We start from the raw sequence: 16,204 nt of genomic DNA, 5'->3' as shown, positions 1-16,204 counted from the left end.
TTCCTAGAGCGGGATGTTGCCGTGCTTCTTCGGGGGGAGGGATTCCCGCTTCGTACGGAGCTGACGCAGCCCGCGCACGATGTGCCGCCGCGTCTCCGACGGCATGATCACCGCGTCGACGTAGCCGCGCTCGGCGGCGACGTAAGGATTCAGCAGCGTGTCCTCGTAGTCGGCGATCAGCTCGGCGCGGGTCGCCTCGGGGTCGTCGGCGGCCGCGATCGTACGGCGGTGCAGGATGTTCACCGCGCCCTGAGCGCCCATCACCGCGATCTGCGCGGTCGGCCACGCCAGGTTGAGATCGGCACCCAGGTGCTTGGAGCCCATGACGTCGTACGCGCCGCCGAACGCCTTGCGCGTGATGACGGTGATCAGCGGGACCGTCGCCTCCGCGTACGCGTAGATCAGCTTGGCGCCGCGCCGGATGATTCCGCCGTACTCCTGATCCACGCCCGGTAGGAAGCCCGGCACGTCCACGAACGTGAGCACCGGGACGTTGAAGGCGTCGCAGGTGCGGACGAAACGCGCGGCCTTCTCGGACGCGTTGATGTCCAGGCAGCCCGCGAACTGCATCGGCTGGTTGGCGACGATGCCGACCGGGTGGCCCTCGACCCGCCCGAAGCCCGTGATGATGTTCGGCGCGAAGAGCGCCTGCGTCTCCAGGAACTCACCGTCGTCCAGCACATGCTCGATGGCCGTGTGCATGTCGTACGGCTGGTTCGCGCTGTCCGGGATGAGCGTGTCCAGCTCGCGGTCCTCGCCGGAGGTCGCGAGGTCCGCCTCCTCCGGGAAGGCCGGCGGCTCGCTGAGATTGTTCGAAGGCAGGTACGAGAGCAGCGACTTGACGTAGTCGATCGCGTCCTTCTCGTCGCCCGCCATGTGGTGTGCGACGCCCGACGTGGTGTTGTGGGTGCGCGCGCCGCCGAGCTCCTCGAAGCCGACGTCCTCGCCGGTGACCGTCTTGATGACGTCGGGTCCTGTGATGAACATGTGCGAGGTCTGGTCGACCATCACCGTGAAGTCGGTGATCGCGGGCGAGTAGACCGCGCCGCCCGCGCACGGGCCGACGATCAGTGAGATCTGCGGGACGACGCCCGACGCGTGCACATTGCGGCGGAAGATCTCGGCGAACAGGCCGAGCGCGACGACCCCTTCCTGGATGCGCGCGCCACCGCCGTCGTTGATGCCGACGACCGGGCAGCCGGTCTTCAGCGCGAAGTCCATCACCTTGACGATCTTCTCGCCGTAGACCTCGCCGAGCGACCCGCCGAAGATGGTGAAGTCCTGCGAGTAGACGCAGACCGGGCGGCCGTCGACCGTGCCGTAGCCGGTGACGACACCGTCGCCGTACGGGCGGTTCTTCTCGATGCCGAAGTTCGTCGAGCGGTGCCGGGCGAACTCGTCGAGCTCGACGAACGACCCCTCGTCCATGAGCAGGCCGATCCGCTCACGGGCCGTCAGCTTGCCCTTGGCGTGCTGCTTCTCGACCGCGCGCTCGGAGCCGGCGTGCGTGGCTTCGTCGATACGTCGCTGCAAATCCGCGATCTTGCCCGCGGTGGTGTGGATGTCGGTCTCGGTCTCGGGCTCGGACATCGGGATGCGGCTCCCTGCCTGGTCAGCGGACGGCTACTGGCACGTAGCGTAGCGGCGCGTGTGCCGCTCGGCAGTGCGTCGTTTGCCACACCTACGCTGGGTTGCATGACGCCTCCCGATGCTTCAGACAACCGCTGGTCCAACCTCGACCGGCCGCCGCTCAGCGCCCCCGCGCTGCGCCGCGCACTGGTGCGGGAGGGCAGTCTGTGGACGTCACTCGACGTCGTACCCACCGTCGGCTCCACCAATACCGACCTGGCCCGCCGGGCGGAAGACCTGTCCGAAGGCGCGGTGCTCGTCGCCGAGGAGCAGACCGAGGGCCGTGGGCGCCTCGACCGGCGCTGGTCGGCGCCCGCACGCTCCGGGCTCTTCTTCTCCGTACTGCTGAAGCCCACGGAGGTGCCCGTCGAGAAGTGGGGCTGGCTGCCGCTGCTCGCCGGCGTCTCGGTGGCGACCGCGCTGTCCAGGTCCGCGGGCGTCGACACGGCGCTCAAGTGGCCCAACGACCTCCTGGTGACGGTCGGTGGCGAGGAGCGCAAGGCCGGCGGCATCCTCGCCGAGCGGGCCGCGGACGGTGTGGTCGTCGGCATCGGCATCAACGTCAGCCTGACCGAGAAGGAGCTGCCGATCCCGGGCGCCGGCTCGCTGGCACTCGCCGGAGCGGTCTCGACGGACCGCGATCCGCTGCTCAGATCCGTCCTGCGTTCGCTCGGTCAGTGGTACGGCGCCTGGCGGGCGTCCGGCGGCGATCCGGCGGCCAGCCGGCTCCAGGAGGCGTACGCCGCGGGGTGCGCCACGCTGGGCCGTACGGTCCGGGCCGAGCTGCCCGGCGGGCGGTCGGTGACCGGCGAGGCGGTGGCGGTCGACGGCCACGGGCGGCTGGTGCTGGCGACGGCGGAAGGGGTTCAGCAGCCGGTGGGAGCGGGTGACGTCGTACACCTCAGGCCGGGGGCGAGTACAGAGGAGACGCGCGATACGGGGGAGTGAGCTAGGGCACACCTGCCGTATCGTTGAGGCGATCCGCGACGGATCGGCGCGACAGACGATCGGCAGGGCACAAGGCAGTGCGCAGGGAACGGGCAGGAGGCGGTAGGTGACCGTCGACGACGCGGGGTCCTCTGCGGGGGCGCGGCGGGACTCGGGTACGGGTCCGGAGCCGGAGCCGGGTGCGGTTGTGCCGTCCGGTCCCGGTGCGGGTGAGGAGACCCCTGTGGGTGCGGAGTCCCCTGTGGGTGAGGAGTCCCCTGTGGGTGCGGCAGATCCGTCCGGTCCGGGTGCGGACACGTCCGCCACCGGAGAAGACCCCCACGAGAGCGCGCCCGGCGCGGACGCGCGGTCCGGTTCCGGGGGCGGTGCGGGCCCCGGGCGCGGCGTCCTGCGGGCGGACGGCAGCGAGAGCGGGGTGCCCGCCGCCGTGGACCCTTCGCCGTACCCCACGCCCCACCACGCCGTCGACCACACCGCCGAGCCGACCGACGATCCGCTCGCCATCCGCCTCGAACAGCTCATCCTCGGTGCCGAGCGCCGCTACACCCCGTTTCAGGCCGCCCGTACGGCAGGCGTCTCCATGGACCTCGCCTCCCGGTTCTGGCGGGCCATGGGCTTCGCCGACATCGGGCAGGCCAAGGCCCTGACCGAGGCCGACGTCCTCGCCCTGCGGCGGCTCGCCGGTCTCGTCGAGGCGGGGCTGCTCAGCGAGCCGATGGCGGTGCAGGTCGCCCGGTCCACCGGGCAGACCACCGCCCGGCTGGCGGAATGGCAGATCGATTCCTTCCTGGAGGGTCTGACCGAGCCGCCGGAGCCCGGAATGACCCGTACCGAAGTCACGTATCCGCTGGTCGAGCTGCTCCTGCCCGAGCTGGAGGAGTTCCTGCGTTACGTCTGGCGGCGCCAGCTCGCCGCCGCGACCGGCCGGGTCGTCCAGGCCGCCGACGACGAGGAAATGGTCGACCGGCGGCTCGCGGTCGGCTTCGCGGACCTCGTCGGCTTCACGCGGCTGACGCGGCGCCTGGAGGAGGAGGAGCTGGGCGAGCTGGTCGAGGCGTTCGAGACGACCTGCGCGGACCTGGTCGCGGCGCACGGCGGCCGGCTCATCAAGACGCTCGGCGACGAGGTCCTGTACGCGGCGGACGACGCGGGCACGGCGGCGGAGATCGCGCTGCGGCTCATCGAGACGATGGCCGCGAACCCGACGATGCCGGCCCTGCGCGTCGGCATCGCCTTCGGCACGGTCACCACCCGCATGGGTGACGTCTTCGGTACGACGGTGAACCTGGCCAGCAGGCTCACCTCGATAGCGCCCAAGGACGCGCTCCTGGTGGACGGGGCGCTCGCCGAGGAGCTGTCGCGCACGGGTGACGCGCCGGTCTCCGAGGCGCAGGCGGCGGCCGAGGCGGAGGTGGCGGAGAAGGAGGGTGTCGCGCCGCCCTCGTACCGCTTCGCGCTCCAGCCGATGTGGCAGCGGCCGGTGCGCGGGCTCGGCACGGTCGAGCCATGGCTTCTGACCAGGCGCGCCACCTAGGATCCTCCCGGTAACGATCGTTAACCGGGAGGGTGTGCGGCATGAGCGGGGAACAGGAACGCTTCGGAGAGTTCGTCGGCGTACGCAGGCACGGGTACGTCGCCGAGCTGGTCCTGGACCGGCCGAAGGCGATGAACGCGGTGTCCACGGACATGGCCCGTTCCATCGCGGCGGCGTGCGACGCGCTGGGCGCGGACCCGGCGGTGCGGGTGACGGTGGTGACGTCCAGCCACGAGCGGGCGTTCTGCGTCGGCGCGGACCTCAAGGAGCGCAACTCCTTCACGGACGCCGAGCTGGTACGTCAGCGGCCGGTCGCGCGGGGCGCGTACACGGGCGTACTCGAACTCCCCATGCCGGCGATCGCCGCCGTGCACGGCTTCGCGCTGGGCGGCGGCTTCGAGCTGGCGCTGGCCTGCGACCTGATCGTGGCCGACCGTACGGCGGTGGTCGGGCTGCCCGAGGTGTCGGTGGGCGTCATTCCCGGTGGCGGCGGTACGCAACTGCTGCCCCGGCGGGTCGGGGCGGCGCGGGCGGCGGAGCTGGTGTTCACGGCGCGGCGGGTGGAGGCGGCGGAGGCGGCCGCGCTCGGCCTCGTCGACCAGTTGGTGGACGCCGGACAGGACCGCGAGGAGGCGCTGGCGCTGGCGGCCCGGATCGCCGGGAACTCGCCGGTGGGACTGCGGGCGGCGAAGCGGGCGATGCGGCTCGGGCACGGTCTTGACCTGCGGGCGGGCCTTGAGGTCGAGGACGCGGCATGGCGGTCGGTGGCCTTCTCGGGCGACCGGGCGGAGGGGGTGGCGGCGTTCAACGAGAAGCGCGCACCCCAGTGGCCGGGCGAATAGGGACCACTGCGCGAATAAGGGCCAAACGATACAAATCTCACCAAACTACCTAAGCTGGGGTGATGGGTGAGGATGTGCGGCTGCGGGCCGTCGTGACGCTGGCGCAGGCGATGGCGGCGGCGCGCACCCCGCGCGAGTCCTGGCGGGCGGCCGCGCTGGGGGCGAAGGAGGCGCTGGGGGGCAGCTTCGCGGCGGTTTCGGTGTGGGAACGCGAGCTGGGGCAGCTTCGGGTGCTCGTCAACGCGGGGGCGCGGGCGGAGGGCGAGGAGGAGTTCCCCGAGGCGGAGACGTATCCCGTGCACCAGTTTCCGGAGATCGCGGAGTTCCTGCACGAGAAGTGGGCGGGCGGGGGTGAGCCCAACGCGTGGGTGGAGACGGCGGAGGGGGCCACGGGTACTTCCGCCGCAGGCCCCGCCGGGTACTGCCATCAGCGGGTGGCGGCGCTGCGCAGGCGCGGGCGCGGGTCGTGCGTGGTCGCGCCGATCGTGCTGCGGGGGCAGGCGTGGGGGGAGCTGTACGTGGCCAGGCCGGCCGGGGCGCCGGTCTTCGGCCGTTCCGACGCGGACTTCGCGACGGTGCTCGCGGCGGTGGTGGCGGCGGGCATCGCCCAGACGGAGCTGCTGGAGGAGGTCCGCAAGCTCGCGTTCACGGACCCGCTGACGGGGCTGGCGAACCGGCGGGCCGTCGATATGGGGCTCGACGAGGCGGTGGAACGGCACCGGAGGTCCGGGACGGTCGTCAGCCTGGTCGTCTGCGACCTGAACGGCCTGAAGCGGGTCAACGACTCGCTCGGGCACGCGGTGGGCGACCGGCTGCTTGAACGTTTCGGCTCGGTGTTGTCGGTGTGCGGCGCGATGCTGCCCGGCGCGCTGGCGGCGCGGCTCGGGGGCGACGAGTTCTGCCTGCTCGCGGTCGGGCCGTCGTCGGACGCGGTGGTGAAGGTGGCCGAGGCTCTGTGCGTACGGGCGGCGGAGATGGACCTCGGGGAGGGGGTCGCGTGCGGGGTCGCTTCGACGGGTGATCCGATCGGTCCGGTCCGTACCGCGCGCCGCCTCTTCCGGCTCGCGGACGCGGCGCAGTACCGGGCGAAGGCGGCGCGGTCGGCGCGGCCAGTGGTGGCGGGGCGGGACGGAGCGGTGCTCCAGCTCGCGGACGCGCCACCGGCCGCGCCGCACGATCGGCGCAGTTTCCGGGGGGCGCGGCCGGAGTGAGGGGGCGGGGGTTGGGGTCTGGGGCTTGCCCCCGGTGTCGGGAAGGGGGTGGGTAGGGGAACGGCGCCGCAGGTACCCCTCGCTCCGGCCCCGGTAAGGGGTCAACGGGTGGTCGGGTAGTGACAGGAATGGATTCAGTCCGTAGGGTTCTGAATATGGATATGCACACAGTCGTGCTGGGGACGTCCGGAACGACCGCAGCGGATGTCATCGCCGTCGCCCGGGACAACGCCAGGGTCGAGCTCTCCCAGGAGGCCCTTGCCGCCCTCGCCGCCTCACGCGAGATCGTCGACGCCCTGGCAGCCAAGCCGGAGCCCGTCTACGGCGTCTCGACCGGATTCGGCGCCCTCGCCACCCGCCACATCAGCCAGGACCTGCGCGCCCAGTTGCAGCGCAACATCGTCCGGTCGCACGCCGCCGGCATGGGCCCGCACGTGGAGCGCGAAGTCGTACGCGCGCTGATGTTCCTGCGGCTCAAGACCGTCGCCTCCGGCCACACCGGCGTACGCCCGCACGTCGCGCAGACCATGGCGGACCTCCTCAACGCCGGGATCACGCCCGTCGTCCACGAGTACGGTTCGCTCGGCTGCTCCGGCGACCTCGCACCCCTCAGCCACTGCGCCCTCGCCCTCATGGGTGAGGGGGAGGCGCAGGGGCCCGACGGAATCGTCCGGCCCGCCGGCGAGCTGCTTGCCGCGCACGGCATCGTCCCCGTCGAGCTGCGCGAGAAGGAAGGCCTGGCCCTCCTCAACGGCACCGACGGCATGCTCGGCATGCTGATTATGGCGATCGCCGACCTGAAGCGGCTCTACACCTCCGCCGACATCACCGCCGCCCTCAGCCTCGAAGCCCTCCTCGGCACCGACAAGGTCCTCGCGCCCGAACTGCACGCCATACGCCCCCACCCCGGCCAGGGCGACTCCGCCGACAACATGCTCCGCGTCCTCGCCGGCTCCGGCCTCACCGGCCACCACCAGGACGACGCCCCGCGCGTCCAGGACGCCTACTCCGTGCGCTGCGCCCCGCAGGTCGCAGGCGCCGGGCGCGACACCATCGCGTACGCGCTGACCGTCGCCGAGCGGGAGCTCGCCTCCGCCGTCGACAACCCCGTCGTGCTGCCCGACGGCAGGGTCGAGTCCAACGGCAACTTCCACGGGGCGCCCGTCGCGTACGTACTCGACTTCCTGGCCATCGCCGCCGCCGACCTCGGCTCCATCTGCGAGCGCCGCACCGACCGGCTCCTCGACAAGAACCGGTCGCACGGACTTCCGCCCTTCCTCGCCGACGACGCCGGTGTCGACTCGGGCCTGATGATCGCCCAGTACACACAGGCCGCCCTGGTCAGCGAGATGAAGCGGCTCGCGGCGCCCGCGTCCGTCGACTCGATCCCGTCCTCCGCGATGCAGGAGGACCACGTCTCCATGGGCTGGTCGGCGGCGCGCAAGCTGCGTACGACGATCGACAACCTCACCCGGATCGTCGCCGTCGAGCTGTACGCCGCCACGCGCGGCATCGAGCTGCGCGAGGGGCTCACGCCCGCGCCCGCCTCCCAGGCCGTCATCAAGGCCGTGCGGGAAGCGGGAGTGGAAGGCCCCGGACCCGACCGCTACCTGGCTCCCGACCTCGCCGCGGCCGATGCGTTCGTACGGGCGGGCAGGCTTGTGGAGGCCGTCGAGCCGGTGACGGGGCCGCTCGCGTAAGAGGCACAAAGTATGGATCGGTGCCGAGGGCCGTGCGTCAGATGACCGGACGCGCGGCCCTTCGCATCGAGTACGTCATGAATCCGGCGCCCACGCCGAGGAACGCGGTGCCGCCGATCAGGTACGGGGTCGTGTCCACGCTGCCCGTGTCGGCGAGCACGAGGTCCTGCGAGGCGCCGTCCTGCGAGGCACTGTCCTGGGAGGTGCCGTCCTGCGAGGCGCTTCTTCCGGCGGCCGCGGCCGGTGGCTGGGCCTGGGCCTCGGCCCGCGCCTGGGCCTGCGACTCGGGCTGGGGCTTCGCCTCCTTCTCCGCCGTCGCATTGGCGGACGGGACGAACCACAGAGCACACAGCAGTGTGCCCGCGGCGGTGGCGGTCAGCAGCGGTCGGCGTGCGGACACGTAATCGATCCCCCTTGAGGCAACCGGGAATTGGCCGTGTACGCCGATGCTAATGAAAGCAGCGGGTCGCAGGAAAGTCGCGAGAGCCCCGAGGCCTACGCTCCGAAGCATGAACGCAACTAACACGTCACGCTTTGTCCGGCTCCAGGTGGAATTGGTGCTGGAAATTTCCGACGCCCAGGAACTCACCGACGCCGCTCTCGCCCACGTAACGGAAGACGCCCACGCGGCGGACGTCGAACGCACGCATGCCGAGGCCGCCGTGCGGGAAGACGTCGCGGAGGCCCTTGCCCACCTCGTGGACCCGTTCGATCTGATCAGCGAGGTACCCGGAGTGGAGCTCGCGCAGGCCTCGTGGAGCAGCGAGCGGATCGACTACAACCCCGACGCCGTGGAGTGGGACCTGGATGAGGACGACGAGGAGGGCCCCGCGTAACTTCACCGGTGCGGCCGGCGAAGAAAAGCGCGCCGCCGCCGCAACCGGCGGCGGCGTGGCTGCGTCGGTCACTGTGATCAGTGGTGTTCCCCACATTCCCCCCAGATGTGGAACGGACGAATCGGTACAGGTGTTTAGGACATTGGCAGGGTGATGCTGCCCAGCGGCTCTGCCCAGGGGATTTGTGGGGAATCGGCAACGATGGAGAAGCGTGTGATGACGGACAGCAAGCGGCGCAGGGGCCTCATGGCCGCGTCCGCACTGCTAAGCGGCGTTCTGGTCCTTTCGGCCTGCAACGACGGCGGTGACAAGGGCGGCAGCAGCGCCCAGAGCTCGAAGAAGTCGCAGGCCGAGGTCGACGAGGCGGCGGCCAAGGACACCTCCAAGGCCCGAATAGCGATCACCCCCAAGAGCGGCGCCGACAACGTCAGCATCAACCGCGGCACCAAGGTCACCGTCAGCGAGGGCAAGCTGACCGAGGTCACGATGACCTCGACCGCCGGTGCGAAGGTGGCCGGCACGATCGCCGCCGACGGCAAGAGCTGGAAGCCCGACGCGCAGCTTGAGCGCGCGACGACGTACAAGATCTCCGCGACCGCGGCCGACTCCGAAGGCCGCGAGGCGCACGAGAACGGCTCCTTCACCACCCTCTCGCCCGCCAACAGCTTCATCGGCAACTTCACGCCCGACGACGGCTCCAAGGTCGGCGTCGGCATGCCGGTGTCGATCAACTTCGACAAGCCGATCACCGACAAGGCCGCCGTCCAGAAGGGCATCACGGTCACGTCGAGCAGCGGCCAGGAAGTCGTCGGCCACTGGTTCAGCTCGCAGCGGCTGGACTTCCGCCCCAAGGAGTACTGGAAGGGCGGCTCCACGGTAACGATGAAGCTGGAGCTCGACCGCGTCGAGGGCGCCGAGGGCGTCTACGGCGTCCAGGACAAGACCGTCACCTTCACGGTGGGCCGAAACCAGGTCAGCACCGTCGACGCCAAGACGAAGACCATGACGGTCACGCGGGACGGCAAGACGGTCAAGACGATCCCGATCTCCGCGGGCGCGCCGGACAACCCGACGTACAACGGCCAGATGGTGATCTCCGAGAAGTTCAAGGAGACCCGGATGAACGGTGCGACGGTCGGCTTCACGGACGACGACGGCAAGGGCGAGTACGACATCAAGGACGTGCCGCACGCCATGCGGCTGTCCACCTCGGGCACGTTCATCCACGGCAACTACTGGGGCGCCGACTCGATCTTCGGCAGCGCCAACACCAGCCACGGCTGCGTGGGCCTGAACGACGCCAAGGGCGCGAACGACCCGAACCAGCCCGGTGCCTGGTTCTTCAACAACTCGCTCATCGGCGACGTGGTCATCGTCAAGAACTCCCCGGACAAGACCATCAAGCCGGACAACGGCCTCAACGGCTGGAACATGGACTGGGAGCAGTGGAAGGCCGGTTCCGCGGTCTGACCGGTCTGATCCCTCTCCTTTCCCCGTAGGTAGCAGTACGGCGGCGGGCGTCACCCCTCAACTCCGGGGGTGGCGCCCGCCGTCGTTCGCGTTCCCTCGGCGTTGCGGGCTTCTCATGCGGCTCTCAGACCGGCCTTATCCAGCCATCACGAGCCGCCCATACCTTCGCGCCATGGTCGCGCTCACCGCGCGCCCGTCTCCCTCTCCACGATCGGGCTCACCGTCGCCCGGCCGACGCGCTGCGCCGCGAGGCCTGGCCTGCGTAAACCCTTTCTCGTACCGCAGGAGTTGACCCCACCCATGTACCAGCTCAGAGGCGTCACCAAGCGCTATGCGCGCGGCAAGGAAACCATCAACGCGCTCGCGGGCGTCGACCTCACCATCGAGGACGGTGGCCGCCTCGTCATCCAGGGGCCCGCCGGCGGCGGCAAATCCACCCTCCTCCAGATGCTCGGCGGCCTCGACAGGCCGACGGCGGGCAGCGTCGAACTCGACGGCGTCGACCTGGCCGCGCTGCCGGAGGCGCGGCTCACCAAGGTCCGCGCCGAGAGCATCGGTTTCGTCTTCCAGAGCTTCAACCTCATCCCCACCCTCACCGCTCAGGAGAACGTCGAGACGGCGCTCGTACCCCTCGGGCTGAAGGCGGCGGCGCGGCGCGAACGGGCGGCGGAGGCACTGGACTCAGTGGGCCTCGGCGAGCGCCTCGCCCACCTGCCCGGCGAGATGTCCGGTGGCCAGCAGCAGCGCGTCGCGATCGCCCGTGCGCTCGTCAAGCGGCCCAAGGTGCTGCTCGCCGACGAGCCGACCGGCAACCTCGACGAGTCGATGCGGGACGAGATCATGGAGCTGCTGGAAGGGCTGTGGAAGGAACACGGGCTGACCTTCGTGATGGTCACCCACGACAGCGCCATCGCCCGCCGCGCACCGCGCGTCGCCACCATCCGCAAGGGGCGCGTCACGGTGACGGAGAACGCGACTGCCGCCTGAGGGCGGCCGGCAGAACCACACATCACGCGGGGGTGGTTCAGCGCTCGAATGACCGGGTTCAGCGCTCGGGCGACCGGGTTCAGCGCTCGGGCGCCCATACATAGCGGACGTCCGGCTCGCGCTCCTCGTTGCGCGAGCCGTCCGTCCGCTCGGCCACGCCGAAACCGTGCCGCTCGTAGAAGCGGTGAGCGGGCTCGTTGACCTGGAAGGTCCACAACTCGAGGCCGCCGGGCGACCGTTCCTTCGCGAGCTGTACGAAGCGGTCGCCGATCCCGCGCCCCCGGTGCTCCGGCACCAGGTACAGCTGCTCGATGCGGCCGGGCTCCAGCGCCATCATCCCGACCACGGCGCCGCCGCTCTCCGCCACCCACGTCTCCTGCTCCGGCACCACGACGTACCGGAAGAAGTCCCGCACCCCGTCGTCGCTGTGCGCCCGCTTCACCGTGGGCAGCACGGCGTCGTACGACCGCAGCCACACGTCGGCCACGGCAGCGGCGTCGTCGGGGCCGGCCGCCCGGCGCAGGGTCACCGCCGTGTCGATCATCCGCGTACGTCCATGTTCATGTCCATGTCCGCACCCCAGTTCGCCAGCAGCCGCAGGGAGTCCTGCGAGGGCGAGCCCGGCTCCGCGTGGAAGGTGATCAGGTGCTGCTCCGGGTCGTCGGGCAGCCGAAGCGTCTCGTACGACAGTGTCAGTTCACCCACCAGGGGGTGGCGCAGGCGCTTGGTGCCGTGCCCCTTGTCCTTCACGTGGTGCGCGGCCCACAGGCTCCTGAACACCTCGTTCTTCACCGACAGCTCGCCGACCAGCGCGGACAGCAGCGGATCGTCCGGATGGCAGCCGGCCTCAAGCCGCAGATGGCTGACCACCTCGCACGCCTTGAGCTCCCAGTCGACGTACACGCTCCGGAAGTCGTCCGACAGGAAGAGGAGACGGGCGATGTTGCGCTCCTCGGGAGGCAGCGCGGTGATGTCGCCGAACAGCGAGCGGGCCATCCGGTTACAGCCGAGGACGTCGGTGCGCCGCCCCATGACGTACGCCGGCACCCCCTCCATGGCGTCCATCAGCTGCTGCACCCTGGGCCGCAGACGCTGCGGCCGCGCCGGGCGCTTCCGCTTCTGCGACGGCTTGGCGAGGTGCGTGAGGTGATCGCGCTCGGCGTCGGACAGGCGGAGGGCGCGGGCGATCGCGTCCAGCACTCCCATGGACACGTTCCGGCCATTGCCCTGCTCAAGACGCGTGTAGTACGCCACCGAGACCCCGGCAAGCTGCGCCAGCTCCTCGCGGCGCAGGCCGGGGACACGGCGGTGCCTGCCGAAGTCGGGCAGGCCGACATCCTCCGGCTTGAGCCGCGCGCGGCGGGATCGGAGGAACTCACTCAGTTCGGCGCGCTGATCCATAGCAGCCAAGTATCCCCGGTCGTACGACGGTGTTCCTGTCCCCGCCAGTGGTACGCACAGCAGACGTACGCACAACAGGGGGCTGGGTGGATCCGCGCAGGTCGGGCAGGCTCTCCACCATGACTACTGCTACCTCCGTCGCGGCGTACGCCGCTCCTTCCGTCAAGGCTCCGCTGGAGAAGATCTCCGTTCCGCGCCGCCCGGTCGGCGAGCACGACGTGATGATCGAGATCAAGTACGCGGGCATCTGCCACTCCGACATCCACCAGGTCCGTGACGGCTGGGGCGAGGGCATCTACCCGATGGTTCCCGGCCACGAGATCGCCGGCATCGTCACGGAGGTCGGCGCCGGAGTCAGCAAGTACGCGGTCGGCGACCGGGTCGGCGTGGGCTGCCTCGTCGACTCCTGCCGCGAGTGCGAGGCCTGCCTCGCGGGCCAGGAGCAGCACTGCGCCAAGGGCGCGACCGGCACGTACAACGCTCTCGACAAGAACGGCGAGCCGACCTACGGCGGCTACTCCACGCACCTCGTCGTCGACGAGAACTACGCCGTCCGCATCCCCGACGGCCTGTCCCTGGACATCGCCGCACCGCTGCTGTGCGCCGGCATCACCCTCTACTCGCCGCTCAACCACTGGCAGGCGGGCCCCGGCAAGAAGGTCGCGATCCTTGGCCTGGGCGGTCTCGGGCACATGGGGGTCAAGATCGCCGACGCGCTGGGCGCCGAGGTGACCGTACTGAGCCAGAGTCTCCGGAAGAAGGACGACGGGCTGAAGCTGGGCGCCGACCACTTCTACGCGACCAGCGACCCGAAGACCTTCGAGGAGCTGGCCGGTTCCTTCGACCTGATCGTCTCGACGGTCTCCGCGCCGCTGGACATGGACGCGTACCTCGGCCTGCTGAAGGTGGGCGGGGCCTTCGTGAACGTGGGCGCACCCGAGGAGCCCAACTCCATCAACATGTTCTCGCTGATCGGCGGCAACAAGACGCTGGCCGGTTCGATGATCGGCGGTATCGCCGAGACGCAGGAGATGCTCGACTTCTGCGCACGGCACGGGCTGGGCGCGGAGATCGAACTGATCAGCGCGGGCCAGATCAACGAGGCGTACGAGCGGGTCCTGGCGAGCGATGTCCGTTACCGCTTTGTGATCGACGTGGCGACGATCTGAGGAGACTCCTGCGGTCCGGTGGTTGTGGTTGTGGTTGTGGTGGGTGGTCGGCGGGGTACGCGGGGCACCCTGCCTGACCACTACGGGCGGCCGGATCCCAGCGCGGCGAGGCCGCGGGCGTGGTCGAAGGCCAGCGCGGGGTCGTTCGCGTCGGTCCACGGAGCGGCTCCGCACCAGCCTCCGATCAGCCGGAACTGGGCGAGGGCCTCGGCGTAACGCCCGGTCTTGACGAGCGTCGCGGCGAGCAGGTGCCGTATCGCAGGCAGCCGGTGATCGTCAGGGGCAGCCACCTGCGCCAGGTCTGCCTGGACGCGGGCGAGCATCGGCTTGGTGGCCCAGGTGCGGTAGGCCTGGTCGCCCTCCTGGAGTACGGCCTCGTGTACGGCGTGCAGGTAGATGCCGGAGAGCAGACTGCCGGGGGGCGCCGACTGGGCCGCCTCCTTGGCGAACTTGAACATGAGCTTGTGCGAGCCGTACCACTTCTGGCACCAGTACTGGAGTGCCTGCCAGTGGGCGTCGTAATGCTGCGGCGCGCGAGCGGTCAGTTCCGCCCACAGGTGCCGGAACTCGTCGTGCGAGAGCCCGAGTCCGCGCGCGGCGGCGACCATCGTGACCCACGGCGACGGGTCACGCGGCGCCAGCCTGGCTGCCTCCTGGGCGGCGTACATCGCGGTGGGCAGCAACTCGGCGAAGAGCTCCATCCGGCCGTCCGAGGTCTGCTGGGCGTACTTCTCGCCGCGCGCCGCCCAGGCGCGCAGGAGGAGGGCATGCGCGTGTACGACGACGGCGTCGGCGTCCTTCGGCCGCTCGGCACGCCAGATCCGCAGCCAGTGTTCGTCCTCGACGGCGATGTCCGCGAAGACCTCGACGAGCCGCCAGCGCGCCTCCCAGTCCTCGTCGTCCGTGGTTGCGGCCAGCAGGCCGGCGGCGGGCTCCCAGTCGCCCCGGCAGGCGGCTTCGACGGCGATGCGCAGGGCGGGTTCGTCGCGGGGCGGGCCGGGACGCCGGCTGTCGAGCTGATCGCGGGGGACGAGGCCGTAGGCGGTGGCGTCGAAGCGCTTGGCCTGCTGGTTGCGGAGGGCGAGGCGGGTCACATGGACGAGGGCCCAGGCAAGACAGGCCAAGCCGACGACGGTGACTAGGTTCGTGAACACGATACGTGATCATCGCTGGTCAGGGTCACGTTATGCGCACGAGCGGGACAATTACTGGACTCGCTGGGCGGGGTGGCCGGCGTCGCTGGGGCCAGCCTTCCACTGGCTGCGTTCGAGGGCGTACTCGACTTCCCCGTGCTCCGAGCCCTCGATGGTGTCGGGCCAGTCCCCGAACCAGCGGCGTACGAAGATGAGGCCCGCCTTCTCCATCACGCGCCGGGAACGGGAGTTGACGTACATGGTGTCCGCGGTGACCCTCCGCACGCCGAGCTCGGTGAACCCCTTGGCGATCAGGGCGCGGGCTCCCTCGGTGGCGTAACCGCGCCCCCAGGCGGCCCGGCCGAGCCGGTACCCGAGTTCGACGACATCGGCGCTGTCGTCGGCCAGCGGCCGGAACTCGAACCAGCCGAGGAACGCTCCGGTCGTCTTCTCCTCGGCGGCCCAGAAACCGCGGGTTCCAATGCAGGGGTATTCGTGCGTCAGCTGTGGCAGTACGCGCTCGATGACGAAGGCGCGGGAGTTGGGGCGCCCTCCGTTGATGAAGCGCATGACTTCGGGGTCACTGTGGAGTGCGACGAGCCGTTCGAGGTCGTTGTCACGGAATCGGCGGAGGATGAGCCGTTCCGTCTCCAGGAAGATGCTGGGCATCTTCTGATCGTCGCGTCAACGGCTGGTGGCGGCCAATGAATAAGTGGAGGGGGGTGGCGTGTTGGGTTGTCAGCCGCTGGAGGCGAGAACCGCTCGGACGAACTCGGCTGGTGGTGCGTAGCCGTGAGCCTCGACGTAATGGGTGATCAGCTCGGGTGCGGCATAGACGACGCCCTCACCGATGACTCGTATCTCGGCACTGCCGCGCGGGCAGTTGTCACGCGCACCGACGAGCCCGAGCAGCCTCGCGGCACACCAGGGGCAGAAGTGATAGCCGCGGGTCTGCTCGACGCGGTGGGTGTGCCGCATGCCTTTGAGCGCGTCCACCAGGCCGGGTGGGGCGTCGCCCTTGGCATACGGCCTGACACGCGCGAGCCAGCCCACATTCACTTGCGGCAGACCACGGAAGGCGCGGGAGGCGGGGCCGTCGGTTTCTCCGGGGCCAGCGGTTTCTCCGGGGCCAGCGGTTTGTCCGGTGCCGGGTGAAGACCTGTCGGTGTCGTAGGTGTACGGCGTCAGGTCTGCGTAGTAAGTCATGGTTGCTGTCTACCAGTGGCATTGCGGTGCGCGGGTATGGGAGGGGGCCGGGGCTTTGGGGTGTGGTGGGGGTGTTGGTCGGCCTGGGGCGGTGGTTGCGTCTGGGGTGGGGGCCGCCTGGAGTAAGTGTGGCGGCGG

At 70.3% G+C, this 16,204-nt stretch carries 16 protein-coding genes; 9 read left to right on the top strand and 7 right to left on the bottom strand.

What is annotated here, in order from left to right; all coding sequences use genetic code 11:
- Positions 1-3 precede the first annotated feature (3 nt).
- Entirely contained in the window at positions 4-1,590 is a 1,587-nt protein-coding gene (locus tag G412_RS0111170) for an acyl-CoA carboxylase subunit beta (protein ID WP_028812171.1), read from the bottom strand.
- A gap of 105 nt (positions 1,591-1,695) precedes the next feature.
- On the opposite strand from G412_RS0111170, the gene G412_RS0111165 reads away from it, so the two are divergent.
- The 5 genes from G412_RS0111165 (at position 1,696) to hutH (ending at position 7,864) form a co-directional block, all read left to right on the top strand.
- Positions 1,696-2,577, top strand: coding sequence for a biotin--[acetyl-CoA-carboxylase] ligase (locus G412_RS0111165; RefSeq protein WP_028812170.1), 882 nt, complete (start codon positions 1,696-1,698; stop codon positions 2,575-2,577).
- 388 nt (positions 2,578-2,965) lie between these two features.
- Positions 2,966-4,111: an adenylate/guanylate cyclase domain-containing protein gene (locus tag G412_RS0111160; RefSeq protein ID WP_051338311.1), complete on the top strand. Its 1,146-nt coding sequence runs from the start codon at positions 2,966-2,968 to the stop codon at positions 4,109-4,111.
- A gap of 41 nt (positions 4,112-4,152) precedes the next feature.
- Positions 4,153-4,953, top strand: a complete 801-nt coding sequence (locus G412_RS0111155) for an enoyl-CoA hydratase/isomerase family protein (protein ID WP_028812168.1) — start codon at positions 4,153-4,155, stop codon at positions 4,951-4,953.
- A 59-nt stretch (positions 4,954-5,012) separates the two neighbouring features.
- Positions 5,013-6,164, top strand: a complete 1,152-nt coding sequence (locus G412_RS0111150; RefSeq protein ID WP_028812167.1) for a GGDEF domain-containing protein — start codon at positions 5,013-5,015, stop codon at positions 6,162-6,164.
- A gap of 155 nt (positions 6,165-6,319) precedes the next feature.
- On the top strand, positions 6,320-7,864 hold the full coding sequence (hutH, locus tag G412_RS0111145) for a histidine ammonia-lyase (RefSeq protein ID WP_037648492.1): 1,545 nt from the start codon (positions 6,320-6,322) through the stop codon (positions 7,862-7,864).
- Positions 7,865-7,901: 37 nt separating this feature from the next.
- On the opposite strand, the gene G412_RS0111140 is transcribed toward hutH, so the two are convergent.
- A complete protein-coding gene (locus tag G412_RS0111140) occupies positions 7,902-8,264 on the bottom strand; it encodes a hypothetical protein (RefSeq protein ID WP_037648490.1) in 363 nt (120 codons plus the stop codon).
- A gap of 109 nt (positions 8,265-8,373) precedes the next feature.
- Here G412_RS0111140 and G412_RS0111135 point away from each other — a divergent pair, with 109 nt between their 5' ends.
- From G412_RS0111135 to G412_RS0111125, 3 genes are all read left to right on the top strand, one after another.
- A complete protein-coding gene (locus tag G412_RS0111135; protein ID WP_078606913.1) occupies positions 8,374-8,700 on the top strand; it encodes a hypothetical protein in 327 nt (108 codons plus the stop codon).
- A 201-nt stretch (positions 8,701-8,901) separates the two neighbouring features.
- Positions 8,902-10,170, top strand: coding sequence for a L,D-transpeptidase (locus G412_RS0111130; RefSeq protein WP_028812163.1), 1,269 nt, complete (start codon positions 8,902-8,904; stop codon positions 10,168-10,170).
- A 300-nt stretch (positions 10,171-10,470) separates the two neighbouring features.
- Positions 10,471-11,157: an ABC transporter ATP-binding protein gene (locus G412_RS0111125; RefSeq protein WP_028812162.1), complete on the top strand. Its 687-nt coding sequence runs from the start codon at positions 10,471-10,473 to the stop codon at positions 11,155-11,157.
- A gap of 79 nt (positions 11,158-11,236) precedes the next feature.
- On the opposite strand, the gene G412_RS0111120 is transcribed toward G412_RS0111125, so the two are convergent.
- Together G412_RS0111120 and G412_RS0111115 are read right to left on the bottom strand one after the other, a co-directional pair.
- On the bottom strand, positions 11,237-11,701 hold the full coding sequence (locus G412_RS0111120) for a GNAT family N-acetyltransferase (protein WP_028812161.1): 465 nt from the start codon (positions 11,699-11,701) through the stop codon (positions 11,237-11,239).
- Positions 11,698-12,558: a helix-turn-helix transcriptional regulator gene (locus G412_RS0111115; protein ID WP_028812160.1), complete on the bottom strand. Its 861-nt coding sequence runs from the start codon at positions 12,556-12,558 to the stop codon at positions 11,698-11,700. The genes G412_RS0111120 and G412_RS0111115 overlap by 4 nt, the downstream gene beginning before the upstream one ends.
- Positions 12,559-12,677: 119 nt before the next feature.
- Between G412_RS0111115 and G412_RS0111110 the strand changes: the two genes are divergently transcribed.
- Entirely contained in the window at positions 12,678-13,727 is a 1,050-nt protein-coding gene (locus G412_RS0111110) for an NAD(P)-dependent alcohol dehydrogenase (RefSeq protein WP_028812159.1), read from the top strand.
- A gap of 80 nt (positions 13,728-13,807) precedes the next feature.
- Here G412_RS0111110 and G412_RS34025 read toward each other — a convergent pair whose 3' ends face one another.
- The 3 genes from G412_RS34025 to G412_RS34015 all read right to left on the bottom strand — a co-directional run bounded on the left by G412_RS34025 (position 13,808) and on the right by G412_RS34015 (position 16,066).
- The gene (locus G412_RS34025) at positions 13,808-14,881 is read right to left on the bottom strand and encodes a hypothetical protein (RefSeq protein ID WP_051338284.1); all 1,074 of its coding nucleotides are present in this window, start codon (positions 14,879-14,881) and stop codon (positions 13,808-13,810) included.
- Positions 14,882-14,932: 51 nt separating this feature from the next.
- Entirely contained in the window at positions 14,933-15,529 is a 597-nt protein-coding gene (locus tag G412_RS34020) for a GNAT family N-acetyltransferase (RefSeq protein ID WP_051338283.1), read from the bottom strand.
- 69 nt (positions 15,530-15,598) lie between these two features.
- On the bottom strand, positions 15,599-16,066 hold the full coding sequence (locus G412_RS34015) for a DUF7919 family protein (protein ID WP_157839077.1): 468 nt from the start codon (positions 16,064-16,066) through the stop codon (positions 15,599-15,601).
- Positions 16,067-16,204 lie beyond the last annotated feature (138 nt).

Source organism: Streptomyces flavidovirens DSM 40150 (assembly GCF_000429085.1).
In the GTDB taxonomy this organism is placed as follows: domain Bacteria; phylum Actinomycetota; class Actinomycetes; order Streptomycetales; family Streptomycetaceae; genus Streptomyces; species Streptomyces flavidovirens.
This window is presented reverse-complemented; position numbering and strand designations above follow the sequence as displayed.